This window comes from Streptomyces sp. NPDC001617 (assembly GCF_053596855.1).
The window spans coordinates 94,178-112,805 of record NZ_JBSFHA010000012.1 but is presented as its reverse complement, the minus strand read 5'-3'; the positions used below and the strand labels follow the sequence as shown (position 1 = coordinate 112,805).

Genomic DNA, 18,628 nt, shown 5'->3' with positions numbered 1-18,628 from the left:
GGTCGTGCATGGGGGGCGGCGATGACTCGGGTGGTCTGCGTTCACGGGGTGGGTCAGCAGTACACGGGGGAGCGGGAGCTGCACGGCCTGTGGTACCCGGCGCTGGGCGACGGCCTGACCCGGGCGGGCGCGCCATATGATCTGGGGCCGGACGACGTCGGCTGTGTCTTCTACGGCGACCTGTTCCGCCCTCCGGGACGCACCCTCGCCGCCCAGGACCCGCCCCTGACCAGTACCGACGTGGCGGAGGGCTTCGAGACGGAGCTCCTGATCGCTCTGTGGGCCGAGGCCGGGCGCACCGACGCCGCCGTCGTACCGCCCGACGCCCGTACCCTCGCCCGCACTCCGCACACCGTCCAGCGCGCCCTGAACGCCCTCAGTCGTTCGCGTTTCTTCGCGGACGTCGCTCTGCGCGCTCTGATCCTGGACCTCAAACAGGTCCGCGCCTACCTGTGCGACCCGGCCGTGCGCGAGGCCGTCCAGCAGCGCGTCACCGCCGCCGTGACCGACCGCACCCGAGTTGTCGTCGGCCACTCCCTGGGCAGCGTGGTCGCCTACGAGGCGTTGTGCGCCCACCCCGAGTGGCCGGTACGCGCCCTGCTCACGCTCGGTTCTCCGCTCGGCGTACGCAACCTCGTCTTCGACCGGCTGTGCGCGGGGGACGGCCGGAAACCCGGAGACTGGCCCGGCGGTCTCGAGCAGTGGACGAACATCGCGGACGAGGGCGACGTGGTCGCGCTGGTGAAGGACCTGCGGCCGCTGTTCGGCCCCCGCGTCGCCTGCCATCTGGTTCGCAACGGCTCCCGGGCCCACGACGCGACCCGCTACCTCAACACGTCCGAGGCCGGCCGGGCGGTCGCCGATGGCTGCGCTCCCGACTGAGGCGCAGGCGCGCGCGGCCTCCGGCGCCGCGCCGGTTGCCCGGCGCTTCCTGATCTCCGCCGCCGTCACCGACGTACGCGCACACCCGGAGGCCGAACGCCCCGAACTCGCCGACGACGTAGGGCGGATCGACGACCTGTTCCTCGGCGAGCTCGGCTACCGCAGGGGCACGGAAGTGGGCCTCAACCCCACCAGGTCCCAACTCGTCGATGCCCTGCGCGCGTTCGCCACTGCACCGGACCGGCGTCCCGAGGACTACGTCGTCCTCTACCTCGCCACACACGGACTCACCGCTGAACACAGCGGACGCCACTACCTGCTCCTGCACGACAGCGACACCCACGACCTGCTGCACACCGCCCTGCCCACCGAGGAGTTGGTGGCCAACCTGTGGGAGGACACCGCCATCGAGCGGCTCCTGGTGCTCATCGACGCCTGCTACTCGGAAGAGGGCGCCGACAAGGCACTGCGCGGAGCCCTGGAGGCCCGGCGCTTCCGGGAACCGGTGACCGAACACGGCAGCACCGGCCTGGCCCTGGTCGCCTCTTCCCGACGCAAGGAGGAGACCTATGTCGGCGCCCTGTCGGCGGCCTTCACCCGGGCCGTGCACCGACAGGCCGTCGCCGGGCACGCGCCCGCCCACATCGGTCTCGACCTGGTGATGGCCGCCATCCGCACCGACCCCGAAGTGCCGCCCGCGCAGCGGCCGGTCTGGTCGCTCGCCGACGCCAGCGGCGGGATACCCGCCTTCCTGCCCAACCCGCGGCATGTTCCGGGCTCGGACGGTCTCAAGCTGGAGGAGATCGACCGCATCCTCGCCCTTGGCAGCCGTGAACGCGGCGCCCGGGAACAGGACATGCGCGACTTCTTCCTGCCGCGTGCCCGAGGGACGGACGTGCCCACCGAGGACGTGTGGAACTTCACCGGGCGGCACGCGGCGATCGGTGACGTCACCGCATGGCTCTCCCCGGCGCGCGCGGACGACCGGCTGTGCGTGGTCACCGGCGATCCCGGATCCGGGAAGTCGTCCCTGCTCGGACTGGTCGCCGTCCTCACCGACCCGACGCGTGCCGCGTCGGTGCCGCGCGCCGGACTGCCCGCCGCGCTGCCCGGCCCCGGCGCCGTCGACGAGCGGATCAACGCCGGCCATCTCTCCACCCGGCAACTCCTCGACGCGCTGTCCGCGGCCGCGGGCTGCGCCGCCGAGTCGCTCGGCGGCATCACCGCCCACCTCCAGACCAGAACCCGCCCGCTCGTCGTACTCATCGACTCCCTGGACGAGGCGCTCGCCCCGCGTGAGGTCGTCGACGAGCTGCTCACCCCCCTCACCGACCCCGAACGCCGCCTCCCCCTGCGGTTGCTGGTGGGTGCCCGCCCCCACGTCGCCGCCCGGCTGTCGGCCTCCGCCCCGCGCATCGACCTCGACTCCGAGCGGTACGGCGACCCGGAGGCCGTCCGTTCCTACGCCCGCAAGTTACTGTGCCCGCCCGGCTCCGCTCTGACGGTCGCTCCGCCCGGTCTGGTGAACGCCGTCGCGGAGGCCGTCGCGGAGGCCGCCGGCCGTTCCTTCCTGGTGGCCCGCATCACCGCCCGCATGATCGCCCGCGAACCGAGCCTGCCGGACCCGCACGACCGGCAGTGGCGGGACGAACTCCCACGGCTGCCGGGCGAGGCCATGGAACGCGACCTGGCACACCGCCTGGGAGCGGAGGCGGGCCGCGCCCGCGACCTGCTCCTGCCGCTCGCCTACGCCCAGGGCGCCGGTCTGCCCTGGGCAGGCGTCTGGCCCCGGCTGGCCTCGGCGATCACCGGCCGCTCCTACAGCGACGACGACGTCGTATGGCTGCGGCAGGAGGCGGGCTCGTACGTGGTGGAGAGCGTGGAGGGCGGCGGCTCGGTGTACCGGGTCTATCACCGGGCACTGATCGAGTACCTGCGGGAGGGGCGGGACCCGCAGCGGATCCAGAGAACGGTGACGGAGGTACTGCGGGATGTCGAACATCCCTATGTCCGACGGTATTTGGCACTGCACGCGGGGGAGGGCGGGGTGCTGGACCCGCTGGTGCAGGACGCCCGTTTCGTGTTGTCCTCCGACCCGGGTCGGCTTCTCGCCGCCTTGCCCCGGCTGCGGACGGCGGACGGGCACCGGGCGGGGCAGGCGCTGCGCGATCTGGAGCACATGCTCCGCGAGCATCAGGGGGCCGGACCCGACCCCGAAGCGCGGGCCCGGCTGCGGCTGGCGGCCGTGTGCCGCAGGGCGCAGCTCCTGGCGGACTCGTGCGACACGGGAGAGGAGCAACTGCCGTGGCGGGCACGGTGGGCGGCGTGGAATCCGAATGAGGGGGCGCGGCGCTATCCGGGGATGACGATCGGGCTCGGGTACGGGATCGTGGCTGCCACCGCCGCCGGGGCGCGGTATCTCGACCTGATGGCGCGGCAGGGCGCGACCTGGCACGACCTGGACGACGGATCGGTCCGCTCGGTCGGCCGACAGCCGGTCGGGTGGTTCCGGGCGACCTTGACCGCACCTCCCCAACTGTCCGGTACGGCCGCCGCGTTGTGGGTCGACCGTGATCGCGTCCTGAAGAAGGGGAGCGTGACGACGGGGGACTACGTGCGCCTGCTTCACCTGTGGGACGGGTACGACCACCGGGAGTACGTGCTGCCGTCGGGCCCGGACTTCGACTCCGAACCCGATCGCCGGGTGCCGGACCCGGGGGAGCAGTTGGTCCTGCTGGCCGGACGGGACGGCACACCCGAGGTGGCGGTCCTGAGGTTCCGCACGGGGCACGTCCTTGTTCACCGGCTCCTCGGACTCCGCCGCTATCCGCCCCTCACCCGCGCGCAGCGCCGGTCGCTGTACAGCTGGGAGATCGAGCAGTGGGAGGAGCTGGCCAACAGGCTGAGTGCCGATGTCCCCGAGGTCCTGGCACCGCAGGGCCCGGGAACACGCATCACCGCTTGCGCGGCGCCCGCCGGGATGCCGGCGATGTCACTCCTGCTGGGTTACGAGGACGGCCACGTCGCGCGGTACACGGCTTTCACCGACGAGCCCATGGCGAAGACGACCACCGGCCACGAAACCGCCGTCACCCACATCGATCTGGTGACCGGCCATCCGCAGGGCCCGCTCGTCGTCACGGCCGGCGCCGACCACACCGTCCGGGTGTCCTCCACCGCCACCGGTGCCCCCGTCAGAACCCTCCTGACGAGCGGCCATCCCATCGCCTCGCTGGCCATACGCCACGTCGGCGTGCAGTGGATCGTCGCCGTGGTCACCTCCGACGGACAGCTGCACCGCGTCGACCTGGACAGCGGACGCCCCATCGGCCTGTCGCAGCGGGTCGACGCAGGGAGGTCCGTGAGGGTCGCGGTCTTCGCCCTGGGATCGAACGACTGTGTGTCCGTCCAGGGCGACAACCGTGGTCTCCAGCTGTACGACCTGGTGACCGGGGACCGCCTGGCCGGGCAGGTCCTGCGGCACGCCGCGACGGCCGTGTGTCTGGCGGGCGACACGGTGTGTGTGGGCGGCTCCGACGGGGTCGTGCGCTTCTGGCCCACGGTCCACGCTGCGGACTCCGTCCATGTCACCGCCCACGATCGCCGCGTCCTGGCCCTGGGAGAGGTCCGCGGCCCGTCGGGCACGCCCGCCCTCGTCAGCGTCGGCGGGGACTACCGGATCCGTTGCTGGGACCTGGCCCGGCGGCACGAGCTGTGGCGGCGCGAGGTGCTGGACCCCGGGCGCTGGGAGGTCCCGCTGATCGGCTGCGCGGCCGTCGGACGCACGGCCGACGGGCGGGACTTCGTCGCCACAGGCGAGTACGGCGGACGCGTGCGGCTTCTCGTCCTGCGTGCCGGACTGCCGGTCGCCGAGCAGGAATTCACCGCCCCCGACATCGTCACGGCGCTGGAGACCGGCCGGGTCCGCGGCCGGGACGTGCTGGTGGCCGGCACCGACTCCGGCCGTATCGTCTGCTGGGACGTCGGCGCGGGCCGCATGTTCGTGTACGGCTCCCTCCCCGAGGAAGCCGTGTGGACCGCGAGTCTCGCCCTCGCCCCCGACGGCTCGGGGCGGCTGGCGGTCGGCGGATCCGACGGGACGGTGCGCGAGTGGTCGCTGCCGACGTGCCGGCCCACGGGGCCACCCCGTCACGCGCACCGGGGTGGCGTGAGCGCACTGGCGTACACCGCGGCAGGGCTCGTCGGCTTCGGCGACGACGCTCGCCTTGTGTCCTGCGTCGACGGCTGGGACCGCCACATGCCGGAGCCGGGTGTCTCCTTGCACGCGACGGACGACGGACTGCTGTGCGGGGACGAGGTCGGCCAGGTCTGGTGGATGCGGGAGACACCCGAGGGGCGGCACGTGGTGGAGGCGCTCGACGCGGTGCGGCCCGTGTCGGCCGTCGCGGCCGTGCCCCAGGACGGTGGACCGGCGGTCGTGGTGGGCGCGGCCGACGGCTCGCTCCAGGTGCGCGACGGCGAGCGGGGCGAACTGGTCCGGCGGCTGCGGCCGGTCGACCACAGCGCGGTGGAACAACTGGCCACGGTGGCCTGGCGCTCACCGGGCCGGGACGTCCGGTCCCTGCTCTTCTCCCGCAGTGAGTACGGCCTGCTGGAGTACTGGGACTTCGGGACCGCGAACACGGTCGCCTCGGCGGGCAGGCCGCTCGTGACGCCGGTGCCCCACCAGCACGAGGGGGCGCGTCTCGCCGTGGTGCCGGACGGGACCGGAGCGGAGTCACTGCTGTCCCTCCACGTGTGGCAGGCGGACTCGCCCCGGTACTTCCTGAACCCGGACGGGGACGGCCGTGTCTGCGTCCACGACGTCGCCCGGGGACCGCTCCCCGATCAGCCGTGCTCGGCACCCGGTGACGAGGGGATCTCGGACGCCGAGCTGCACGCGGTGCGGTGCGCCGGCCGTCTCCTGGTCCTGATGCCCGTCCGCGATGACGTACTGCGCGTGCTGGACACCACCAGCCGCCGCTGGGCATCCTTCTGGCTGCGTGACGACAGCCTGTGGCACGCGCTGGCCCTGGCGCCGGACGAACTGTTGCTGATCGGCGTCAACCGCACCAGGATCGTCCCCTGGGCGGCGCTGCGCGGACGTTTCACCGCACGCGGCGAGAGGCCTCCCGGACACCGCAGGCTGGGCCGCCGATGGCTGCCGGACCGGCGCCCGGCCCCCGAGCCTCGCGTCACGCACGAGTACGAGACACCAGGGCCGGCCAGGTTCGCCGCCCTGCTCCCCGGCGGCGAGGCCTTCGCCGTGGCCGGCTACACCACACTGACCGTCGTCGGCACCCGCACCGGCACGGTCCACCGCACCCTGGACCTCCCGTCCCCGTCCACGGCGCTCACCGTCGGCCCCGGCGGCGAACTGATCGTCGGCACCCGCAACGGACCGATCCTCTTCGACTGAGCCACCCGTCCGGCACCGCCCGGCTCGCGAATTCCCGACCTCACCCCTGACAGGCCTCCCCCGCATCCATACCGATCGGTATGCTCGGCCGCGTACGAGCGTCACAGCCGCCGCCCACCGGGAGGACCCGTGTCCCGCACCGCCCTGCGAATCTGCCCCCTCTGCGAGGCCACCTGCGGGCTGACGCTCACCATCGAGGGGACCCGGGTCACCGGGGCCCGCGGTGACCGTGAGGACGTGTTCAGCAAGGGGTTCATCTGCCCCAAGGGCGCCTCCTTCGGCGCCGTCGACGGGGACCCCGACCGGCTGCGCGGACCGCTCGTGCGCAAGGACGGCGAGCTGCGGGAGGCCACCTGGGAGGAGGCCTTCGACGCGGTCGCGGCCGGCATCCGGGGCGTGGCCGAGCGGCACGGCCCGAACTCCGTCGGCGTCGTCCTCGGCAACCCGAACGTCCACACCATCGCGGGCGGCCTCTACCCGACGGTGCTGCTCGGCGGGCTCGGCACCCGCAGCCTCTTCACCGCGTCCACGGTCGACCAGATGCCCAAGCACGTCTCCAGCGGACTGCTCTTCGGCGACGCCAACGCCATCCCCGTGCCGGACCTGGACCACACCGACCATCTCCTCCTCATCGGCGCCAACCCCCTGGAATCCAACGGGAGTCTGTGCACCGCCGCCGACTTCCCCGGAAAGCTCAAGGCCCTCAAGGCCCGCGGTGGCACCCTCACCGTCATCGACCCGCGCCGCACCCGCACCGCCAAGCTCGCCGACCGCCACATCGCGATCCGGCCCGGCACCGACGCGCTGCTCCTCGCGGCGATGGCGTACGTGCTGTTCGACGAAGGCCTCGTCGATCCGGGCGAGTTGGCGCCGCATGTCGAAGGCCTCGAGGAAGTCCGCGTGGAGGTGCGGGACTTCACTCCCGAAGCCGTCGCCGGCGCCTGCGACGTGGACGCCGACACGATCCGCGCCCTCGCCCGCGAACTCGCCGCAGCGCCGACGGCCGCCGTGTACGGCCGCATCGGCAGCTGTACCGTCCCGTACGGCACCCTCGGCAGCTGGTTCGTCGACGTCCTGAACGTCCTCACCGGCAACCTCGACCGGCCCGGCGGTGCGCTGTTCCCGCAGGCGGCCACCGACCGGACGCCGCGCCCCGCCGGTCCCGGCCACGGCTTCCAGCTCGGCCGCTGGCACTCCCGGGTGAGCCAACACCCCGAGGCCAAGGGCGAGTTGCCGCTGTCCGCGCTCGCCGAGGAGATCGACACCGCGACCCAGCAGGGCGAGCCGATCCGCGCCCTGGTCACCGTCGCCGCCAACCCCGTGCTGTCGGCGCCCGACGGAGACCGGCTCGACAAGGCCCTGGACGGCCTGGACTTCATGGTCAGCGTCGACCCGTACCTGAACGAGACCACACGCCATGCCGACGTCGTGCTGCCGCCGCCCCCGCCCTCCCAGAGCGCGCATCACGACTTCGCCTTCAACACCCTCGCCGTCCGCAACCAGGTCCGCTACACCCGCCCCGCGGTCCCGCTGGAGCCCGGCCGCATGGCCGAGACGGAGATCTTCGCCCGACTGATCCTGGCCGCGACCGGCATGCACGGCGCCGACCCCTCGGCCGTCGACGACCTGGTCATCGGCCAGACCCTGGGCAAGGCGGTCAAGGAGCCGCACTCACCCGTCCACGGCCGTGACCCGAAGGAGCTCGCCGGCCTGCTCACCGGCGAGAGTGGCCCCGAGCGCCGCATCGACATGATGCTGCGCCTCGGCCCCTACGGCGACGGCTTCGGCGTACGACCGGACGGGCTGTCGTTGGAGCGGCTGCTCGCGCATCCGCACGGCATCGACCTCGGGCCGCTGCGGTCGCGCCTGCCACAGCCGCTGAAGACCCGCAGCGGCAAGGTCGAGCTGCTGCCGCAGCCGATCGCCGACGATCTGCCCAGGCTCCGGCGCTCGCTGGACGAGCTGCCGGACGGGCTCGTCCTGATCGGCCGCCGCCATCTGCGCTCCAACAACAGCTGGATGCACAACGTCCCGGCTCTCACCGGCGGCTCCAACCGCTGCACGCTCCAGATCCACCCCGAGGACGCCGAGCGGCTCGGTGTGCGGGACGGGGAGGCCGTACGCGTGAAGGGGGCCGGGGGAGAGGTGACCGCGCCCGCCGAGGTCACGGACGGGGTGCGCCGGGGTGTGGTCAGCCTGCCGCACGGCTGGGGCCACGACCGGCCCGGCACCCGGCTCAGCCACGCCGCCGTCGACCCCGGCGTCAACGTCAACCAGCTCCTCGACGGCAGCCTCCTCGACCCCCTGTCGGGCAACGCGGTCCTCAACGGGGTACCCGTCCAGATCATGGCATCGCTGTGACCTGCAGTTTTGCGCTTATTGCTCACGCGTCACCATCTTGTTAACGGCGTTTGAACGGACCTAACGTCATCGCACCGCCTGCCCGGCGGGATGTTCAAGGGCGAACGTTAGGTATCCACTCATGCTGACCATCCTCGGCTTCGCCATGATCGCGACCTTCCTGGTCCTGATCATGCTGAAGAAGATGTCGCCGATCGCGGCGCTCGTGCTGATCCCGGCACTGTTCTGCGTCTTCGTCGGTAAGGGGGCGAAGCTCGGCGACTACGTCATCGACGGCGTCACCAGCCTCGCCCCCACCGCGGCGATGCTCATGTTCGCGATCGTCTACTTCGGTGTGATGATCGACGTCGGCCTCTTCGACCCGATCGTTCGGGGGATTCTCAAGTTCTGCAAGGCCGACCCGCTGCGGATCGTCGTCGGTACGGCGCTGCTCGCGGCGATCGTCTCGCTGGACGGCGACGGCTCGACCACCTTCATGATCACCGTCTCGGCGATGTACCCGCTGTACAAGCGCCTGAAGATGAGCCTGGTCGTGATGACGGGTGTCGCCGCGATGGCCAACGGCGTGATGAACACCCTGCCCTGGGGCGGCCCGACCGCCCGTGCCGCGACCGCGCTGAAGCTCGACGCCAGCGACATCTTCGTGCCGATGATCCCGGCGCTCGCCATGGGTCTGCTGTTCGTGATCGCCCTCTCCTACGTCCTCGGCCGCCGCGAGCGCAAGCGGCTCGGTGTGCTGACGCTGGACGAGGTGCTGGTCGAGGAGAAGGAGACCGAGACGGTGCTGGTGGGCGCCGGCGGCTCCGGTGACGGCAAGTCCCGGGCGGGCGGCGGGGGTTCGGGTGCCGGTGCGGACCTGCCCGAGGAGGACGAGGACCAGGGCCTCCAGGGCCTCGACCCCCACCGCCCCACCCTGCGCCCCAAGCTGTACTGGTTCAACGCGCTGCTCACGGTCGTGCTGCTCACCGCCATGATCATGGAGTGGCTGCCGATCCCGGTGCTGTTCCTGCTCGGCGCCGCGATCGCGCTCACCGTCAACTTCCCGCAGATGCCCGACCAGAAGGCCCGCCTCGGCGCCCATGCCGAGAACGTCCTGAACGTCTCCGGCATGGTCTTCGCCGCCGCCGTCTTCACCGGCGTCCTGCAGGGCACCGGCATGGTCAACAGCATGGCCGAGTGGCTCGTCGACAACATCCCGGACGGCATGGGCCCGCACATGGCGTTCGTCACCGGCATCCTGAGCATCCCGCTCACGTACTTCATGTCGAACGACGGCTTCTACTTCGGCATCCTCCCGGTGCTCGCCGAGGCCGGCCAGGCGCACGGCGTCTCGTCCCTGGAGATCGCCCGCGCCTCCCTCATCGGCCAGCCCCTGCACATGTCCAGCCCGCTCGTCCCGGCCGTCTACGTCCTGGTCGGCATGGCGAAGGTCGAGTTCGGCGACCACACCAGGTTCGTGGTCAAGTGGGCCGCGCTGACATCTCTGGTGGTGCTCGGGGCAGGGATTCTCTTCGGCATCATCTGACCTTCCGGAAAAGGGAATTCGGCCGGAAAAGGGAACTCGGCCGGAAAAGGGATTCAGGAGGACTTCACCATGGGGCCCGGTAGGAACCGCGGCTGGCTGCTCCGCCTCGTCGTCGCCTTCTCCTTCGCGCAGGGGGCGGTGTCGATGGCCCGGCCCGCCGTCTCCTACCGGGCCCTCGCGCTGGGCGCCGACGAGCGGGCCGTGGGCATCATCGCGGGCGTCTACGCCCTGCTCCCCCTCTTCGCCGCCGTACCACTGGGCCGCCGCACCGACCACGGCCGCTGCGCACCCCTGCTGCCGGTCGGCGTGATCCTCATCTCCGGCGGCTGCGTGCTCAGCGGCCTCGCCGGCTCCCTCTGGGCGATGGCCCTGTGGAGCGGGGTGATGGGCCTCGGCCACCTCTGCTTCGTGATCGGCTCCCAGTCCCTGGTCGCCCGCCAGTCCGCCCCGCACGAACAGGACCGCAACTTCGGCCACTTCACCATCGGCGCCTCCCTCGGCCAGCTGGTCGGCCCGATCACGGCGGGCGCGCTGATCGGCGGCCGGGACATGGCGGGCACGAGCGCGCTGGCGCTGGTCGTGGCGGGCGCGGGGGCGGCGGTCGCGTTCACCTCGCTGTGGCGCATCGAGGACCGGACGATGGTCACGTCCCGTTCCGCACCAGGCGATCGGGTGCCGGTGGGCAGCATCCTGCGGGCCCGGGGCGTGCCCGCGGGCATGCTCATCAGCCTCTCCGTGCTGTCCGCCACCGACATCCTCACCGCCTACCTCCCGGTGGTCGGTGAGCACCGGGACATCGCGCCGTCGGTGATCGGCGTCCTGCTCAGCCTGCGCGCCGGCGCGACGATCGCCTGCCGCCTGGTCCTGACTCCTCTGCTACGACTGCTCGGCCGCCCCCTGCTGCTCACGGTGACGTGCCTTCTCGCGGCCGTCCTGTGCGCGGGCATCGCGCTGCCGGTGCCGGTGTGGGGGCTCGGCCTGATGCTGGCCGCCCTGGGCTTCTGCCTGGGCGTCGGCCAGCCGCTCTCCATGACGACGGTCGTCCAGGCCGCCCCCGACGGCGCCCGCTCCACCGCCCTCGCGCTCCGCCTGACCGGCAACCGCCTCGGGCAGGTGGCCGCGCCGGCGGCGGCGGGCCTGGTCGCGGGGATCGCGGGGGCGGCGGCACCGTTCGTGATGCTCGGCGGGCTGTTGTTGCTGTCGTCGGGGGTGGCGCTGCGGTCACCCGCGCAGCCGAGGGAGGTGCCGGAGGCGGCGGAGCCCCGCCGGTCGGTGCCGGCCGTGTTCCCGCGGCGCAGGTGAAAGGGAGCCAGATGAACTGCGATGGGTAGGAACATCGTCTGACTCGGGACGGACCCTCACCCGGTGAGCAGGGTCGAACTGCAAGGCCCACTTCCCCGACCAGGAGGTCTACGGCGCCCGCACCGCCCCGAACTCCGGCTGATCACCTGCGGTGGCGCCCACGACCGCCGGACCGGACAGGCGGGCAACACGGTCGTCTTCGCGCACCTCACCGCGGTCCGAGGGCCGGGCCCCGCAGCCTGAAGGGGATCGTCCGTTTTTCTCGCAGGCTGAACCGAACCGCCCGAAGTCTTCCCCCGGCCGCGCACATTCCGTTAGCTTCCGTGACCCAGAGGCCTCGTACGAACCGCACGGGGCGTTCGGCCACGCGGAGCACCAAGCGCGCCAAGCAGCCCCCGGGGGCACCCCTCATGACACGCGCCATCTCTTTGCATGACATAAGCAAGACCTACACGCGAGGCGTTCGCGTGGTGGACCGGTTGTCGTTGGACATCGAGCCCGGCGAGTTCCTCGTCCTGCTCGGGCCGTCGGGGTGCGGGAAGTCGACCGTGCTCCGAATGATCGCGGGTCTGGAGGAGATCACGGAGGGCAGACTGCTGCTGGACGGCGAGGAGGGCAACGACCTGCTCCCCTCCGACCGGAACATGGCGATGGTCTTCCAGAACTTCGCCCTCTACCCGAACATGACGAGCCGCGGCAACATCGGCTTCCCGCTGCGGGTGGAGAACCCGGGCGAGGACCCGCGCCCGCGCGTCGACGCCACCGCCCGTATGCTCGGCATCGAGGACCTCCTCGACCGCTTCCCCAGTCAGCTCTCCGGCGGCGAACGCCAGCGCGTCGCGATGGGCCGGGCCATCGCCCGTCACCCCTCCGCCTTCCTGATGGACGAGCCGCTGTCCAACCTCGACGCCAAGCTGCGCAACCATCTGCGGGCCGAAATATCCAGTCTCACCCGGGAGCTGGGCGTCACCACGGTCTACGTCACCCACGACCAGGCCGAGGCCATGTCGCTCGGCGACCGGGTCGCCGTCATGCGGGGCGGCGTGCTCCAGCAGGTGGACACCCCGCGTGCCGTCTACGCCCTGCCCCGCAACGTCTTCGTCGCCGCCTTCATCGGCACCCCGCGCATCAACCTGCTGCGCGGCCTGGTCCGTGCCCCGCTCGACGGCGCCATGACCATCAGCCTCGGCAAACAGTTCCTGCGGCTGCCCGAACCCCTGTGCATGGACCACCAGTTGCTGCGGGTGCAGCAGGGCCGGGAGGTGATCGTCGGCCTGCGTTCGGAGGCGATCCGGATCGCCAAGCACAGCTCGGCCCGGCCGGGTGAGGTGCCGCTCACCGGTCTGGTCGAGCATGTGGAGTTCCAGGGGCACGAGGTCCTCGTCCACTTCAACACGGGGTCGTATCCCGCGGTGGTACCGGATCTGGAGGCCCCGCGTCCGGCGGTCCGCCCCTCTCGCCGCCGCGGAGGGCCGACGGTCCTCGGTCGCCTCCGCGAGCGGGCGGGGGCGTTGCGCGCGGGTCCGGTGGTCGTCATGGACGAGCTGCCGGACCTCGACCCGCTGCCCGCCTCCACCGAGCCCCGCCTCCCCGGCGACCTGGTCGTGCGGACGACCCCCGACATCGACCTCCGTCGGGGCCTCCAGGTCCCCCTGCTCGTCGACATCGCCCATCTGTTCGTCTTCGACCAGCACGGGGAACGGATCTGCCCGGCCCCTGACCACCTGCCGGAGCTGGATGAATAGCCACGGACGGGCTTCTCCCGGACACGGACGGGCTGCTCTTCAGGGGCGTCTGGCGTCCGAAAACTATCGCCGCTAGTTTATGTGGCTGTCGGTAGGTTGTGACGCGGACGACGCACCCCGCCCTGGAGGAGCACCATGAAGGCACACGACGGCCTCTACATCGACGGCGCCTGGCGCCCCGCCGCAGGTCAGGACAGGATCGACGTCGTGAATCCGGTCGACGAGCAGGTCATCGGCCAGGTCCCCGCAGGGACGGCGGAGGACGTCGACCGCGCCGTGCGGGCCGCCCGTGCCGCCCTCCCGGTCTGGTCCGCGACCCCGCCCGCCGAGCGGGCCGCCCGGCTGGGCGCCCTGAGGGACGTCCTGGTGGCCCGCAAGGACGAGATCGCCGAGACGGTCACCGCCGAGCTCGGCTCGCCGCTGCAGTTCTCGCAGAACGTGCACGCGGCCGTGCCGATCGCGGTCGCGGGCTCGTACGCCGAGCTGGCGGCGACGTACGCCTTCGAGGAGAAGGCCGGCAACTCGACCGTGCACCTGGAGCCGGTCGGCGTGGTCGGGGCGATCACGCCCTGGAACTACCCGCTGCACCAGATCGTCGCCAAGGTCGCCCCGGCGCTCGCGGCCGGCTGCACGGTCGTACTGAAGCCCGCCGAGGACACCCCGCTGGTCGCCCAGCTCTTCGCCGAAGCGGTCGACGAGGCCGGTGTGCCCGCCGGCGTCTTCAACCTGGTCACGGGTCTCGGCCCGGTCGCGGGGCAGGCGCTGGCCGAGCATCCGGGCGTCGACCTCGTCTCCTTCACCGGCTCCACCGCCGTCGGCCGGCAGATCGGCGCGACGGCCGGTGCGGCCGTCAAACGCGTCGCCCTGGAGCTGGGCGGCAAGTCCGCCAACGTCATCCTGCCGAGTGCCGACCTCGCCAAGGCGGTCAACGTCGGTGTCGCCAACGTCATGTCCAACTCCGGCCAGACGTGCAGCGCCTGGACGCGGATGCTGGTGCACCGGGACCGGTACGAGGAGGCGGTCGGGCTCGCCGCCACGGCCGCCGCGAAGTACGGCTCACGCATCGGCCCGGTCGTGAACGCCAAACAGCAGGCACGGGTGCGGAGTTACATCGAGAAGGGTGTCGCGGAGGGGGCGAGGGTGGTGGCAGGTGGCGCCGAACCTCCACGCGAACAGGGCTACTTCGTCTCGCCGACCGTCTTCGCCGACGTGACCCCCGAGATGACGATCGCCCAGGAGGAGATCTTCGGCCCGGTCCTGTCGATCCTCTCGTACGAGGACGAGGAGGACGCCCTGCGCATCGCCAACGGCACGGTCTACGGTCTCGCGGGCGCCGTCTGGGCCGGCGACGAGGCGGAGGCGGTGGCCTTCGCGCGCCGGATGGACACCGGACAGGTCGACATCAACGGCGGCCGCTTCAACCCCCTTGCCCCCTTCGGTGGTTACAAGCAGTCGGGCGTGGGCCGGGAGCTCGGCACGCACGGCCTCGCCGAGTACCTCCAGACCAAGTCCCTGCAGTTCTGAGGAGCGTTCACATGGTTCGCGCAGCCGTCCTGCCCGAGGTGGGCGCCCCGCTGGAGATCACCGACATCGAGCTCCCCGACCCGGGCCCCGGACAGGTCCGCGTCCGCCTCGCCGCCGCCGGGGTGTGCCACTCCGACCTGTCCCTGTCCAACGGCACCATGCGGGTGCCGGTCCCGGCGGTCCTCGGCCACGAGGGCGCGGGCACGGTCGTGGCCGTCGGAGAGGGTGTCACGGATGTCTCACCGGGGGACGCGGTCGTCCTCAACTGGGCGCCCTCCTGCGGCAGTTGCCACGCCTGCTCGCTCGGCGAGGTCTGGCTGTGCGCCAACGCCCTCAACGGCGCCGCCGACGTCTACGCCCGCACCTCGTCGGGCACCGACCTGCACCCCGGCCTGAACGTCGCCGCGTTCGCAGAGGAGACGGTCGTCTCGGCGGGCTGTGTCCTTCCCCTCCCCGAGGGCATCCCGCTCACCGACGCGGCCCTCCTGGGCTGCGCGGTCCTCACCGGCTATGGCGCCGTCCACCACTCGGCGAAGGTCCGGCCGGGGGAGACGGTCGCGGTGTACGGCGTCGGGGGAGTGGGGCTGGCGGCGCTCCAGGCGGCCCGTATCGCGGGCGCGGAACGGATCGTGGCCGTCGATGTCTCCCCGGAGAAGGAGGAGTTGGCGCGCGGCGCCGGTGCCACGGACTACGTCGTCGCGTCCGAGAACACGGCCCGTGAGATCCGTGGCCTGACCGGCAAGCAGGGCGTCGACGTCGCCGTCGAGTGCGTGGGCCGGGCGGCGACGATCCGCACCGCCTGGGACTCCACCCGCCGCGGGGGCCGCACCACGGTGGTCGGCATCGGCGGCAAGGACCAGCAGGTCACCTTCAACGCGCTGGAGATCTTCCACTGGGGGAGGACTCTGTCGGGCTGTGTCTACGGCAACGCCGACCCGTCGAAGGACCTGCCGGTGCTCGCCGACCACGTCCGGGCGGGCCGGCTCGACCTGGGCGCGCTGGTGACGGAGCGGATCGCTCTGGACGGTATCCCGGCGGCGTTCGAGAACATGCTGGCCGGTAAGGGTGGTCGGGCGTTGGTGGTGTTCTGACCCCAACACCACCAACCCCGAAGACCATCGACCCCGAACCCCATCAACTCTCCTGCCTACGGGACCTGTTCGGGCTCCGGCTGCTTCTCGGCGGCCGGGGCCCGGACGCTCCTGGGCCGCGATCGCGACACCGCCACACCGGCCAGGCACAGCACACCCCCGGCCAGCGTGAGCGGCCCCGGCACCTCTCCGAGCGCCAGCCACGACATGAGTACGACCAGAGCGGGCACCGCGTACGTCGTGGCTCCCATGCGGCTGGCCGTCGTACGGGCGAGGGCGTAGGCCCACGTCGTGAACGCGAGGGCCATCGGGAACACGCCCAGGTACACCATGTTGAGCGTCGCCGACACGGGCGCGTCGGCCGCCTCGTGGACCAGCTGCCCGGCGAACGGCAGGCACAGCACCGCGCCGACGAGACACCCGAACGTCGTCACCTGCAACGCGCCGGCCTGCGTGAGCGCCGGTTTCTGGGCGACGACGCCGCCCGCGTACGAGACGGCGGCGAGCAGACACAGCACGACCCCGAGCACCGAGGCCCCGCCCTCGCCCGACATCGACAGCCCCACCGCGACCGCGCCCGCGAACGACACCGCCATGCCGGCCAGCAGCCGGGGCGGCATCGGATCGCCGAGCAGCCGTGCGCCGAGCAGGGCGATGAGGATCGGGCCGATGTTCACGACCAGGGCGGCGGTACCGGCGTCCACCTGCTGCTCGCCCCAGTTCAGGACGACGCTGTAGAAGCCGAACCACAACACCCCGGATATCGCGATCCCGCGCCACGCGGACCGCGGCGGCAGCCCTTCCCGCCGTACGACCAGCATGATCCCGAGCATGAGCGAGCCGGAGAGCAGCCGACCCAGCGCGAGGGCGCCCGGCGAGTAGGCGGCGCCCGCACTGCGGATCGACACGAAGGCGGAGGCCCACAACACGACGGTGAGGGCTGCCGCGCCGGCTGCGAGGGGGGCGGGGCGAGTGCGGGTGGTGTTCATCATGCTCCCGAGGCTAGGAGGGGGTGGGGGCGGAGGGCTGGCGGATATCGGACGGTGGGTTGTGGGGCGGTTACGGGTGTGGGGGCTTCTGCCGGACGTCGGACGCCGGACGCCGGTGCCGGCTGAACGGGGCCGGTCGCGCAGTTCCCCGCGCCCCCGGGTGGGCCGCAGCCGGCGTTCCTCGCGATGTGCTCGGGACCTTCTCGAACTCCGCCCACCGCAGCTCCCTCAGGGGCGCGGGGAACTGCGCGACCGGCCACGACGCACCCGCACCCGGCGTCCGGCAGAAGCCCCCACCCCACTGGCCGTCACCGCAACGCCCCCGCCGAAATCCCCAACAGCTCCCCGAACTCCCGCTCCCCCGACGGAGTCACCCGCACGGCACGCGAAGACCCGATCCGCACACACCACCCCACCTCCAGCGCATGCCGACACAACGCGGCCCCCGCGACGCCGGCCAGATGCGGCCGCCGTTCCGTCCAGTCCAGGCAGGCCCGGGCCAGCGGACGCCTTCCCTTCCGCTCCAGCACCATCCCGGCCGCTCCGAACCACCTCACCCCCGCATCGGTCAGCGCACACCCCGTATCCACCCGCAACAGCCCGCGCAGCACCAAGGCGTCGGTCACCGCAATGCCCAGACGCCCGGCCAAGTGGTCGTAACACGTACGCCCCCGCGCCATCGCCGACCCCGCGCTCGACTCCCGAAGGGTCCGCGGCCGTACGACATCCCCCGGCCCCACCCGCGCCGCCAGATCCTCCACGAGCTGGGCCACCCGCGCGTCGGCGAGCCGTACATACCGGTGCCGCCCCTGCCGTTCCTCGGTCAGCAAGCCACCCGCGACCAGCTTGCCCAGATGCTCGCTCAGCGTCGACGGGGCGACCCCGGCATGCCGGGCCAGCTCACCCGCCGTCCACGCCCGCCCGTCCAGCAGTGCCAGCAGACACGTGGCCCGTGTCTCGTCGGCGATGAGCCCGGCGAGCCGGGCCAGCTGCGGTGCCTGAGGTTCCCTGGTGGTCATGCGGTCCAGCATGCGCCACGGACACTTCGGCGCTCACCGAACTGTCCCCGAGCCCGGCTATGAAGGCGGCCGTACCTGCTCGTACTGTCCCGTGAGGCCGTCCAGCAGCGCCGTCAGCCCTGTCTCGAAGGCCCGCTCGTCGATCTTCTCCTGCTGCTCGGAGAGCAGATGCGCCTGCCCGAGATGCGGATAGTCGGCAGGGTCGTAGGCCGCCGCGTCGTCCACGAAACCGCCCGCGAACGACCCCAGCGCGGACCCCATGATGAAGTACCGCATCAGCGCGCCGATCGACGTGGCCTGTGCCGCCGGCCACCCCGCCGCCACCATCGCGCCGTACACCGCGTCGGCGAGCCGCAGCCCGGCCGGCCGCCGCCCGGGGCCGGTCGCGAGGATCGGGACGATGTTCGGGTGGTCGCGGAGCGCGGCCCGGTAGGAGACCGCCCAGTCGTGCAGCGCGGTCCGCCAGTCCCGTCCGTCCTCGAACATCGACAGGTCGACCTGAGCGCTGACCGAGTCGGCGACGGCCTCCAGGATCTCGTCCTTGGTGCGGAAGTGGTTGTAGAGGGAGGGGCCGCTGACCCCCAGCTCGGCGGCGAGCCGGCGGGTGGAGACGGCCGCGAGGCCCTCCGCGTCCACGAGCGCGCGTGCCGTCTCGACGATCCGGTCGGTGCTGAGCAGGGGCTTGCGCGGTCGGGCCATGGCGCACATAGTAGGGCTGCGCTCAGAAACTAGCAGTGCTAATTTAAAGGTACGACTTTCAAGAATGTCTGT

12 protein-coding genes are annotated in these 18,628 nt (G+C 72.1%); 9 read left to right on the top strand and 3 right to left on the bottom strand.

Annotated features, from left to right (window positions below):
- The first annotated feature begins 21 nt into the window (after nt 1-21).
- From ACWC09_RS12325 to ACWC09_RS12285, 9 genes are all read left to right on the top strand, one after another.
- Nucleotides 22-882: a hypothetical protein gene (locus tag ACWC09_RS12325; RefSeq protein WP_450850454.1), complete on the top strand. Its 861-nt coding sequence runs from the start codon at nt 22-24 to the stop codon at nt 880-882.
- A complete protein-coding gene (locus tag ACWC09_RS12320) occupies nt 863-6,301 on the top strand; it encodes a caspase family protein (RefSeq protein WP_450850453.1) in 5,439 nt (1,812 codons plus the stop codon). Before ACWC09_RS12325 ends, ACWC09_RS12320 begins: the two co-directional genes overlap by 20 nt.
- Before the next feature lie 129 nt (nt 6,302-6,430).
- On the top strand, nt 6,431-8,662 hold the full coding sequence (locus tag ACWC09_RS12315; RefSeq protein WP_450850452.1) for a molybdopterin oxidoreductase family protein: 2,232 nt from the start codon (nt 6,431-6,433) through the stop codon (nt 8,660-8,662).
- A 121-nt stretch (nt 8,663-8,783) separates the two neighbouring features.
- Nucleotides 8,784-10,187 (top strand): CitMHS family transporter, encoded by a 1,404-nt coding sequence (locus ACWC09_RS12310; protein WP_450850451.1) that lies wholly within the window; start codon nt 8,784-8,786, stop codon nt 10,185-10,187.
- A gap of 69 nt (nt 10,188-10,256) precedes the next feature.
- A complete protein-coding gene (locus ACWC09_RS12305) occupies nt 10,257-11,489 on the top strand; it encodes an MFS transporter (RefSeq protein ID WP_450850450.1) in 1,233 nt (410 codons plus the stop codon).
- A 63-nt stretch (nt 11,490-11,552) separates the two neighbouring features.
- Nucleotides 11,553-11,732 carry a hypothetical protein gene (locus ACWC09_RS12300; RefSeq protein ID WP_450850449.1) on the top strand — a complete coding sequence of 60 codons (180 nt, stop codon included), beginning with the start codon at nt 11,553-11,555 and terminating at the stop codon, nt 11,730-11,732.
- A gap of 167 nt (nt 11,733-11,899) precedes the next feature.
- Complete coding sequence (locus ACWC09_RS12295; RefSeq protein ID WP_450850448.1) at nt 11,900-13,234, top strand: ABC transporter ATP-binding protein; 1,335 nt, start codon at nt 11,900-11,902, stop codon at nt 13,232-13,234.
- A gap of 135 nt (nt 13,235-13,369) precedes the next feature.
- Nucleotides 13,370-14,758: an aldehyde dehydrogenase family protein gene (locus tag ACWC09_RS12290; protein ID WP_450850447.1), complete on the top strand. Its 1,389-nt coding sequence runs from the start codon at nt 13,370-13,372 to the stop codon at nt 14,756-14,758.
- Nucleotides 14,759-14,769: 11 nt separating this feature from the next.
- Nucleotides 14,770-15,849: a Zn-dependent alcohol dehydrogenase gene (locus ACWC09_RS12285; RefSeq protein WP_450850446.1), complete on the top strand. Its 1,080-nt coding sequence runs from the start codon at nt 14,770-14,772 to the stop codon at nt 15,847-15,849.
- A 56-nt stretch (nt 15,850-15,905) separates the two neighbouring features.
- On the opposite strand, the gene ACWC09_RS12280 is transcribed toward ACWC09_RS12285, so the two are convergent.
- From ACWC09_RS12280 to ACWC09_RS12270, 3 genes are all read right to left on the bottom strand, one after another.
- A complete protein-coding gene (locus ACWC09_RS12280; protein ID WP_450850445.1) occupies nt 15,906-16,841 on the bottom strand; it encodes a DMT family transporter in 936 nt (311 codons plus the stop codon).
- 305 nt (nt 16,842-17,146) lie between these two features.
- Nucleotides 17,147-17,869: an ArsR/SmtB family transcription factor gene (locus tag ACWC09_RS12275; RefSeq protein WP_450850444.1), complete on the bottom strand. Its 723-nt coding sequence runs from the start codon at nt 17,867-17,869 to the stop codon at nt 17,147-17,149.
- A gap of 45 nt (nt 17,870-17,914) precedes the next feature.
- Entirely contained in the window at nt 17,915-18,556 is a 642-nt protein-coding gene (locus tag ACWC09_RS12270; protein ID WP_450850443.1) for a TetR/AcrR family transcriptional regulator, read from the bottom strand.
- Between the last annotated feature and the right edge of the window lie 72 nt (nt 18,557-18,628).

Bases quoted from the DNA above. Each gene is read 5' to 3' on its own strand.
- ACWC09_RS12325 (WP_450850454.1), top strand. From the start codon at position 22: ATGACTCGGGTGGTCTGCGTTCACGGGGTGGGTCAGCAGTACACGGGG.
- ACWC09_RS12320 (WP_450850453.1), top strand. From the start codon at position 863: ATGGCTGCGCTCCCGACTGAGGCGCAGGCGCGCGCGGCCTCCGGCGCC.
- ACWC09_RS12310 (WP_450850451.1), top strand. From the start codon at position 8,784: ATGCTGACCATCCTCGGCTTCGCCATGATCGCGACCTTCCTGGTCCTG.
- ACWC09_RS12305 (WP_450850450.1), top strand. From the start codon at position 10,257: ATGGGGCCCGGTAGGAACCGCGGCTGGCTGCTCCGCCTCGTCGTCGCC.
- ACWC09_RS12295 (WP_450850448.1), top strand. From the start codon at position 11,900: ATGACACGCGCCATCTCTTTGCATGACATAAGCAAGACCTACACGCGA.
- ACWC09_RS12290 (WP_450850447.1), top strand. From the start codon at position 13,370: ATGAAGGCACACGACGGCCTCTACATCGACGGCGCCTGGCGCCCCGCC.
- ACWC09_RS12285 (WP_450850446.1), top strand. From the start codon at position 14,770: ATGGTTCGCGCAGCCGTCCTGCCCGAGGTGGGCGCCCCGCTGGAGATC.
- ACWC09_RS12280 (WP_450850445.1), bottom strand. From the start codon at position 16,841: ATGATGAACACCACCCGCACTCGCCCCGCCCCCCTCGCAGCCGGCGCG.
- ACWC09_RS12275 (WP_450850444.1), bottom strand. From the start codon at position 17,869: ATGCTGGACCGCATGACCACCAGGGAACCTCAGGCACCGCAGCTGGCC.
- ACWC09_RS12270 (WP_450850443.1), bottom strand. From the start codon at position 18,556: ATGGCCCGACCGCGCAAGCCCCTGCTCAGCACCGACCGGATCGTCGAG.